Below are 1,761 nucleotides of genomic sequence, written 5' to 3' on the forward strand. Positions count from 1 at the left end.
TGCGCATAAGGAATAGCTGAGGTCAGTATCTTGTAGTCGCTCTTGTCGCGCGCTTGTATCACCGAATCTTTAAAATCTTCGGGCAGAGAAACCTTGCCAATATTCTTTGATTGATAAACAGGAATATCTTTCGTCATCACATCTAAGGAAGGAATGCCCTTCTCGCCCATACGCATAAAGGTTGCGACACAATGCGCCACAGTCCGGTCAATCTGATAAGCCTCACACTTCATAAACAAGATATTGTTGGTTGAACGGTAGCAGCTTGCTCTCGCGAATACTGACTGCCCCGGTTTTGCCTGGCGCATATAGTCAACACGCAAATCTAGTGTTGGGCAGAGTTCAAACTCCGGCATTGCACATAGCACACCGGCACCTGCGGTCGTATCCATCAAGGTGGTAATCGCACCACCATGAATAACCCCTGAATCTGGGTTACCGATAATCTTCTCGCTGTAAGGCAATTCTAGTATCAGCTCGTTTTCTCTTGCAGAAACAACCTTAATACCCAACTCCTGGCACTGAGCCAATACGCTTACAAAGCTTTCGACTTGGGTAAACAACATGGTTTCGTCTCTCATTCATTCTCTCACAATCAGCGTTACATAATTTAGCTGGGAACGCTTATTCTAGTTAAGCATAAAATGTCAGCTCCTTATCAGCTAACATATTTGAAGCGCCGAAGTATAACCAATGTCACACTTTTTAAGAAATGTAATTAATCAGGAGATTTCCACCTAGCATCCTATTTATAACAATAGTAATTACTCATTTGCTATTGAAAAGAGTGAATCCATTAGCGCAAAATTGACTTACTGTTAACTAGAACCCGGTATTGTCTTATGCGCCCCATTTTTACTTATCTTCTACTCTGCCTAACCTTGCTCTGTAGCGCTTGCTCTGTAAACCCGGTAACCGGAGAAAAGCAGCTAATGTTCAGCTCTTTTTCTGAAGACGTTAAAATAGGCCAGCAACAATACCAACCAGCACAGCAATCACAAGGTGGCGCCTACAACCTTGATCCGAAGCTTAGTGAATATGTCAGCACGGTTGGTATGAGGCTCGCCGCCCTTAGTGATGTCCCAAAACTTCCCTATGAGTTTGTCGTTCTCAATAACTCAGTCCCTAATGCTTGGGCCCTGCCATCAGGCAAGATTGCTATTAATCGTGGCCTGCTCTTAAAGCTGGAAAGTGAAGCTCAACTAGCTGCAGTGCTTAGTCATGAAATTGTTCACGCTGCTGCCAGACACGGCGCCCAGCGTCAGCGTGATAATTTACTGGTTCAAGTCGGCATGGCGGGCCTGGGTTTAGGCTTGGCGAATAATGACTATCGAGACTTAATTATTGGCGGTGCGAACTTAGGGGCAAGGTTAACCACTGCCAAATATGGACGCGACCACGAGCTGGAATCAGACCACTACGGCATGAAATATATGGCTAAGGCTGGCTACAACCTGCAGGGCGCTGTTGAACTTCAAAAGGTTTTTGTCTCACTATCAAAGCAGCAAAAAAGTTCATGGCTTGACGGTTTATTTGCTTCACACCCGCCCTCTCAAGAACGGGTAGAAGCAAATATCAAATACGCTGCCTCAAACCCTGTCAAAGACGCCTTCTCGGGTAAAGAGGCGTATCAACAAGCCATCGCCTACCTCAAGAGTAAACAAGAAGCTTACGACCTGGCAGACCAGGCGAATGCCGCCCTGGCACAAAAAGATTACGACCTGGCGCTTAGCCTTATTTCTAAAGCAAGTAATATAGAAC

At 45.5% G+C, this 1,761-nt stretch carries 2 protein-coding genes; one reads left to right on the forward strand and one right to left on the reverse strand.

All coding sequences use genetic code 11. The annotated features are described in order from the left end of the window. On the reverse strand, positions 1 to 581 hold a 581-nt coding region (locus A3729_RS13220), incomplete at its 3' end, for a PaaI family thioesterase (RefSeq protein ID WP_068633975.1). Positions 582 to 932: 351 nt separating this feature from the next. On the opposite strand from A3729_RS13220, the gene A3729_RS13225 reads away from it, so the two are divergent. Further along, positions 933 to 1,761, forward strand: an 829-nt coding sequence (locus A3729_RS13225) for a M48 family metalloprotease (protein ID WP_231877438.1), incomplete at its 3' end; no start/stop codon positions are given.

This window comes from Oleiphilus sp. HI0043, assembly GCF_001634935.1.